We start from the raw sequence: 6,965 nt of genomic DNA on the forward strand, positions 1-6,965 counted from the left end.
TGGTTAGCCTCACCCCAGTATTTTTTAAAGGAAAGGGGAGATTGTTATTGGTTTTTTTGATTTTTTTTTGTATTTTATTCTTTGCTACACGCTGATTACTTGTCAAATTTTTTATCCAGCTCTGCCAGGGTAATGGTTTGAATAACTGGCTTTCCGCTCACGCTAAAGTTAGGAGTTTTGCAGGCAAAAAGTTCATCAATCAGATTGTTCATTTCTTCTTGAGCCAATGCAGTACCTGCTTTAATGGCACTATTTTTTGCAAGCGTTCTGGCTAAACTATCGCGTTTACTTAACTTCAATTCTTGTTGAGAGTTTTTAAATCCTTCAATAAGTTGCTCAAAAAGTTGCGTTTCGTTAATGTTGCTGCTTCCCAAATCTACCGGAACGCCTTCTACCACTAACGTATTTTTGCCAAATTCCCGTACATCAAAACCTAAACTTTTTATATCGTCTAGCAGGCTTTTGGCCAATTCAAAATCATTGGCATTAAGGGTGATGGTTTGTGGAAACAAGCTTTGTTGCGATGCGCCTTTGCGGTCATCTAAATGTACGAGAAAACGCTCGTAAAGGATGCGTTCGTGTGCCATTTGTTGATCGATAACCATTAAGCCAGATTTGATTTGTGAAACAATGTAGCGGTTATGCAATTGCATATATTGCTTTTGTTTCGTTTCAAAAATCGGTTCATCGGCATAAAATGAAGCTTGCTCAACAACAGGTTGTTCCACTACTTCATAAAGCGAACCCCAATTTTTAGCACTGGGTTTTGCCTCGTAATTTCTCGGCGATGAAGCATAACCTGATGTTGAACTACTGTCGCTAGTAAAAGGATTAAAATCTGGATTAAAATTAATGCTCGGTGGAACAATATCTTCTACAGCTTTCTGAGTAATCATGTTGCTGAAACCTGTTTCCTGGTCGAAATCTAATGTAGGAGAAATATTATATCGACCAATAGAGCGCTTCACCGCAGATTTCATGATCGCATAAATAGATTTTTCATCTAAATATTTAATCTCCGTTTTGGTTGGATGAACATTTACATCAATCTTAGAAGGATCGATCTCGATGAAAAGTACATACAGCGGATAACTATCATCTGGTAAAAGATCCTCGAAAGCCGAACTCACCGCGTGGTTTAAATAAGGATCTTTGATGAATCGATTGTTTACAAAAAAGAATTGCTCCCCACGGGTTTTCTTTGCAAAAGCAGGTTTTCCTATGTAACCTTTCAGGTTTATTATGGTAGTTTCCTCTTCAACGGGAACTAACCTTTCATTGTAATTATTTCCAAAAAGATGAATTATACGTTGCTTTAAATTCCCTTTTGGAAGATTAAAGATTTCTGTACCATCATGGTGTAAACTAAAAAACACATCTGGATGCGCCAAGGCAACACGTGTAAACTCATCAATAATATGACGCATTTCTACCGGATTGCTCTTTAAGAAATTACGACGGGCAGGAGTATTGAAAAACAGGTTTTTTATAGCGATTTGAGTACCGGCTGTAGTAGCCACAGGTTCTTGAGAAGTAACTACAGCGCCTTCAATTGAAATGCAAGTGCCAATTTCATCTTCATGGCGGCGAGTTTTCATTTCCACTTGCGAAATTGCCGCAATAGAAGCCATTGCTTCACCTCTGAAACCCATTGTGCGGATGGCGAATAGGTCTTCAGCTTTTTTTACTTTCGATGTTGCATGGCGCTCAAAACACATTCTGGCATCGGTAACGCTCATGCCACAGCCATTGTCAACAATCTGAATCAGCGCTTTACCCGCATCTTTTATTACCAGTTGAATTTTATCTGCACCAGCATCAATCGAATTTTCAAGCAATTCTTTTACAGCAGAAGCAGGTCGTTGAACAACTTCTCCGGCAGCAATTTGATTGGCAACAGCATCAGGCAATAAGTGAATAATATCAGTCATGTATTAGGGCAAAGTGAATGCGCTAAATTATGTAAAATAAGCTTAAGGATGGCGATTTGTTTAAAACTCAACATGGAAATGACTTGTAGCTTGTATGGTAAAATGCAGTGTCGTAGAAATGACGTAAAGAAGTTTTCTTGAAAAATAATCCATAGACTTACATTTGTTCAAATGCTTAAAGGGGATATGAAATTATCAGAAAAAATCAAAGAACTTCGAACTCAGCATGCTTACAGTCAAAATGAAATGGCTAGGAGGGCAGGCTTAAGTTTAAGAACTATTCAGCGAATTGAATTAGATGAAACCGAACCCAGAGGAGATACTTTAATTAGGCTTGCTGGTGTATTTGGCCTAAAGCCAAATGAACTTTTAATAACAGAGACAGCCCCAAAAGGCAACTTTATTCCTTTGTTAAATTTATCAGCTTTTACTTTTGTTATATTTCCATTATTAGGATTTTTAACGCCATTGTTTTTATGGGTTTTTAAAAAGGACAAATCTAAAGCCGAAGAAGTGGCTGGCAGAAAACTTTTGAACTTTCAAATTACATGGAATTTAATTACTTTCTCTGTTTACATTTTTGGTGCTTTAGGTAAAATAGTTCACATGGCTAATTTAGGTCTTCCAGAAAGTTTTATGCTAAGTATCCTAACCATGTATATTTTGAATTTTACTTTTATCTTTTTTAATATCATATTATCAATTAAAAACAAAACACTTTTCTATCAACCTGCAATTCCTTTTTTGCGCTGAAGAAATAATAATTGATGACTCTGAAGACATTGTAAAACTCAATTTACAATGCCAAATGATTTCAATTTTCTATCTTTAACAACATGAAATCATTGCTATACGCCCTATCTCTTTTGTTGCTATTTTCTTCCTGTAGGAAAAAGGAGCAAGCCGACTTGATCATTTATAACGCAAAAGTATATACCGTAAACAATCAGTTTGATACGGTTGAAGCTTTCGCAGTAAAAGATGGGAAAATTTTGGCTATTGGTTCATCAAAAGATATTCAAGCTAAATATCAGTCTAATGAAGAAATAAATGCTGATGGAAAATCTGTTTATCCTGGCTTTATTGATGCGCATGCCCACTTTTTTGGCTATGGACAAAGCCTGCAAACTGCTGATTTACGGGATACGAAATCCTGGGAGGAAATTTTAGAAAGATTAACAACATTTGCCAAAACCCATCCTGATGGCTGGTTAATTGGTAATGGCTGGGATCAGAATGATTGGGAAAATAAAGCCTTCCCTACAAATGAAAAGTTGACAGAATTGTTTCCTAACCGACCAATGCTTCTGAACAGAATTGATGGCCACGCTGCAGTAGTTAATCAAAAAGCTTTTGATGCTGCTGGAATAAAAGGCGAGCAAAAACTTATAGGCGGCGATATGCTTACTCAAAATGGAAAACTTACAGGTGTTTTAATTGACAATGCAGTTGGTTTGGTTGATAGCAAAATTCCATCGCCAGATGTAAAATTAGCAACCAAAATTTTAACTGATGCACAAACTAACTGTTTTGCTGCCGGATTAACAACTATTGATGATTGTGGATTGCCTTTTCAAGCGGTAGATTTCATCGAGAAAATGCAAAAGGAAAATAAGCTGAAGATGCGATTATACGTGATGCTGGCCGATGCCCCACAAAACTATGATTACCTGTTTAAACGAGGAGCGATAAAAACCGATCGGCTGAATGTTCGGTCGTTCAAAGTATATGCCGACGGTGCTTTGGGCTCAAGGGGAGCTTGCCTATTGCATCCTTACAGCGATATGCCAAATAAAACCGGTTTTTTATTAAGCAATCAGAAACATTTTGAAGAAGTTGCAGAAAAAATTGCTGCCCATAATTTTCAAATGTGTACCCATGCCATTGGCGATTCGGCAAACCGTATGATGCTTAATATTTATAATAAAGTATTAAAAGGCAAAAATGATAAACGCTGGAGAATTGAACATGCACAAGTGGTTAATGCAAGAGATTTCGATTTGTTTGGTAAAGCCAATATTATCCCGTCTGTTCAGCCCACACATGCTACTTCAGATATGTATTGGGCAGTACAAAGGCTGGGCTCGGAAAGGGTAAAAGATGCCTATGCCTACAAACAGTTATTGAAACAAAACGGCTGGATCCCGTTAGGAACAGATTTTCCTGTTGAAAACATTAATCCATTATTAACGTTTTATGCAGCAACAGTGAGAGAAGATGCAAAAGGTTTTCCAAAAGGAGGTTATCAGATGGAAAATGCTTTAACACCCGAGGAGGCTTTGAAAGGCATGACCATCTGGGCTGCAAAAGCTAACTTTGAAGAAAATGAAAAAGGTAGTTTAGAAAAGGGCAAGTTTGCCGATTTTGTTATCCTTGATCATGATATCCTAAAATCAACCCCACAAAACATCTTAAAAACCAAAGTTTTAAAAACCTATTTGAACGGAGAAAAAGTATATGAAGCGAAATAGATTATTCATCCTGGCAACGGCTAGTTTTTTTAATATTTTATGTTTAATGGCTTGTGCTCAAGAACATGCCACTAACGAAAAAAAGCTATCAATTGCCAATGGTATTGCGCAAACCACCATTTTATTGAACAATCAGGATGCAATTATTCCTTTAACATCCCTGGAGAAAAAAAATATAGCTTCGGTTAATTTAGGATTTTCCTATAGTTTGATTTTTGATAGTTTGGCCAACAAATACGATAAGATTACTTCTTTTTCGGCAGCTTTGTACAAGGACAGTGTAAATCTGAACAATTTGGAAGATGATCTAAAATATTACAATACCATTTTGGTTGCTATTGATGATCAGAACACCAATAATGCTAAATACATCAATTTTATCAACAGCATTTCGAAGACCAAAAAGGTAATTGTATCACTTTTCGGGAACGGAACTGCTTTAAAATCTTTCGATCAGTTGCAATCGCCAATTATTTGGACAGGCCAGAACACCGCTGACGCTGCGGCTATTGTTCCACAATATATTTTTGGCGGTATAGCTGCTGAAAATAAATTAACCAAAGGCTTTTCTGCAAAATATACTGTTGGATCAGGTTTTACTACTGCTAAAACCCGCTTGAAATATACTGTTCCGGAAGATGCAGGCGTAAATTCAAATAATTTAAAAGAAATTGATGCAATTGCTGCTGAAACCATTAGAGAAAAAGCCGCACCTGGTTTAGTAGTTTTAGTAGCGAAAGATGGAAAAGTAATATTTAACAAGGCTTATGGTACGCATACATATGATACCAATTTGCCTGATAAGGTAACCGATATTTTCGATTTGGCCTCAGTAACGAAAGTTACAGCAACCACACCTTCGGTAATGCGTTTATTCGAAGAGGGAAAGTTAAAGCTTGATACCAATATTGGCGCTTACATTCCCAAAGCCCGTACCACCCCAATGAATAACATCAATGTTCGTGAGGTGATGTTACATCAGGCAGGTTTTATTCCTTATATCCCATTCCACAACTATGTAAAAACCGGAGATTACAGTGTCGATTCAACAGCGGCTTTTCCAACTAAAGTTGCCGATGGCTATTATATTAAAAAAGATTTTTTTAAAGATTTTATGTGGCCGAAAATGCTGAATTCGCCAATTAAAACCCGAGGCCAATACGTTTATAGCGATATCAGCATGTATGTGATGAAAGATATTGTGGAACATATTAGTGAGGAGCCGTTGAACCAATACACTTACGAGAACTTTTACCAGCCTTTAGGTATGCAAACGGCAGGTTTTTTACCTCGAAACCGTTTCAGCAGAGATCAGATTATTCCTACTGAACAAGATACTTATTTTAGAAAAACACTATTGGTTGGTTATGTTCATGATCAGGGTGCAGCTTTGGCGGGTGGCGTATCTGGTCATGCAGGTTTATTTTCTAGTGCAAATGATTTAGCCATTATTTACCAGATGTTACTAAACAAAGGTACATATGGCGGAACACAATATTTTAAACCCGAAACGGTTGATATGTTTACCTCAAAACAATCAAATGTAAGTCGCCGTGGTTTGGGCTTCGATCGTTGGGATCCAGATAGTACGAAACACTATCCTTCAAATCTAGCTTCGCCACAAACTTACGGACATACAGGCTATACCGGAACCTGTGTTTGGGTTGATCCATCACGAGGTTTGGTTTACGTTTTCCTTTCCAATCGGGTTAACCCAACAGTAAGCGATAAATTGGGCAACTTAAAAATTAGGGGTAGAATTCAAGATGTGATCAATAAAGCAATTGACGAATCAAGAAAGTAAAATATTTAAACTTACGAAGCTTCAAGTGGAGAGACTTCGTAAGTTTTAAGCATTTCAAATATTAATATTCATCCTCGAGTAAACTGATGCAAGCGGATGATTTACTCTTCAACCGATCATCGAGAGATAAAATTGAAGCATTATCTTTTAAGCTGCGATACAAATTCAGGATGATGTTTTTGGTTTCTTCATCAGGATCGCATGCTTGCGATTTTTCTAAATTTGGTAAAGCTTTAAGCGCAATCGCTTTGTATTGACCGTAAAGTTCGGTAGATAATTTAGCATCTTTGGCTTTCGCAGCTTCATTCATTTTACTTCCAATAGCATTGGCTTTTTTGATAAAAATAAATCCCAAAGCACGATAAGGAACATAATACCCTGGTGTAATTTTTATCGCCTGTTCATAATGCGGGATGGCTTTTTCAGTTTCACCCGTTTCTTCATAAAGCCTTCCTAAATGATAGCTCACATTACCAAACTGTGTTTTAGTTAATTCGGGAGTTCTTTTAATTAATGCTTCAGCCAAAGTAATTGCCTGCGCTCTTTCACTATCCTCCATTCTTATTTGAGCGTAATCCCAATAAAGATCTTTAATGCTCTTAGTTTGCGAGAAGGTGATTTGTGCAGTTGATAAAAAAATCAATAGTGTTAAGAGGCGTTTTTTCATAATTTAAAATTTTGGTTGAAAGATAAGAATTATGCTGCTAGAATTTTAATTCGTTTGTGAAGATGCCAAACGATGAAAAGAATAACATATTC

5 protein-coding genes are annotated in these 6,965 nt (G+C 36.8%); 3 read left to right on the top strand and 2 right to left on the bottom strand.

The genetic code is table 11. The annotated features are described in order from the left end of the window. Positions 1 to 95 precede the first annotated feature (95 nt). Complete coding sequence (mutL, locus tag LUA91_RS19960) at positions 96 to 1,931, bottom strand: DNA mismatch repair endonuclease MutL (RefSeq protein ID WP_231427878.1); 1,836 nt, start codon at positions 1,929 to 1,931, stop codon at positions 96 to 98. Between the two features lie 186 nt (positions 1,932 to 2,117). Between mutL and LUA91_RS19965 the strand changes: the two genes are divergently transcribed. From LUA91_RS19965 to LUA91_RS19975, 3 genes are all read left to right on the top strand, one after another. Further along, positions 2,118 to 2,684: a helix-turn-helix domain-containing protein gene (locus tag LUA91_RS19965; protein ID WP_231427879.1), complete on the top strand. Its 567-nt coding sequence runs from the start codon at positions 2,118 to 2,120 to the stop codon at positions 2,682 to 2,684. Between the two features lie 83 nt (positions 2,685 to 2,767). Further along, on the top strand, positions 2,768 to 4,402 hold the full coding sequence (locus LUA91_RS19970; protein WP_231427880.1) for an amidohydrolase: 1,635 nt from the start codon (positions 2,768 to 2,770) through the stop codon (positions 4,400 to 4,402). Next, complete coding sequence (locus LUA91_RS19975; protein WP_231427881.1) at positions 4,389 to 6,206, top strand: serine hydrolase; 1,818 nt, start codon at positions 4,389 to 4,391, stop codon at positions 6,204 to 6,206. Before LUA91_RS19970 ends, LUA91_RS19975 begins: the two co-directional genes overlap by 14 nt. A gap of 61 nt (positions 6,207 to 6,267) precedes the next feature. On the opposite strand, the gene LUA91_RS19980 is transcribed toward LUA91_RS19975, so the two are convergent. Next, positions 6,268 to 6,873 (bottom strand): tetratricopeptide repeat protein, encoded by a 606-nt coding sequence (locus tag LUA91_RS19980; RefSeq protein ID WP_231427882.1) that lies wholly within the window; start codon positions 6,871 to 6,873, stop codon positions 6,268 to 6,270. Positions 6,874 to 6,965: the final 92 nt, after the last annotated feature.

The organism is Pedobacter sp. Leaf250 (assembly GCF_920984735.1).
In the GTDB taxonomy this organism is placed as follows: domain Bacteria; phylum Bacteroidota; class Bacteroidia; order Sphingobacteriales; family Sphingobacteriaceae; genus Pedobacter.